At 62.6% G+C, this 478-nt stretch carries 1 protein-coding gene; it reads left to right on the top strand.

The annotated features are described in order from the left end of the window. The coding region (locus FY251_RS21075; protein ID WP_148416878.1) for an APC family permease at positions 1-478 on the top strand (478 nt) is incomplete at both ends.

The following is a 478-nucleotide window of genomic DNA, read 5'->3' as shown; positions in this document are numbered from 1 at the left end:
CTGTTTCCACAGAGCAGCGGGGCGGCCGCGGTTCTGCCGGCGATGGGGCTAACCTTCATCGCCTTCGAGGGGTACGACCTCATCACCACCGTCACCGAGGAGGTACAGAACCCGCGTGAAAACATCCCCAAGGCGATATTCATCAGTCTCGCTGTTACGGTTGTCGTCTATCTGGCAGTTGTGACCGTCGCCGTCGGCACGCTCGGGGCTCAAGGACTCGCCGACGCCGGCGAGGCGGGCATCGCCACGGCAGCCACATCGTTCATGCCGACCGGATTACCGATTATCCAGAACGGTGGTGCACTCATTGTTTTCGGGGCCGTGTTCTCGACACTCACCGCCCTCAACGCAGTCGTCATCGCGTCGTCACGCGTGGCGTTCTCGATGGGACGTGAGGGACAGTTGCTCCCGTCGATCGGCCAGATTCACCACCGCTACGGGACGCCGTTCGTCGCAATCCTCGCCAGCGCAGTCGTGA

This window comes from Haloferax sp. KTX1 (assembly GCF_902410085.1).
Classification (GTDB): Archaea; Halobacteriota; Halobacteria; order Halobacteriales; family Haloferacaceae; genus Haloferax; species Haloferax massiliensis.
Note: the sequence above shows the minus strand (reverse complement) of the source record. Positions and strands in the feature narration are given on the sequence as shown.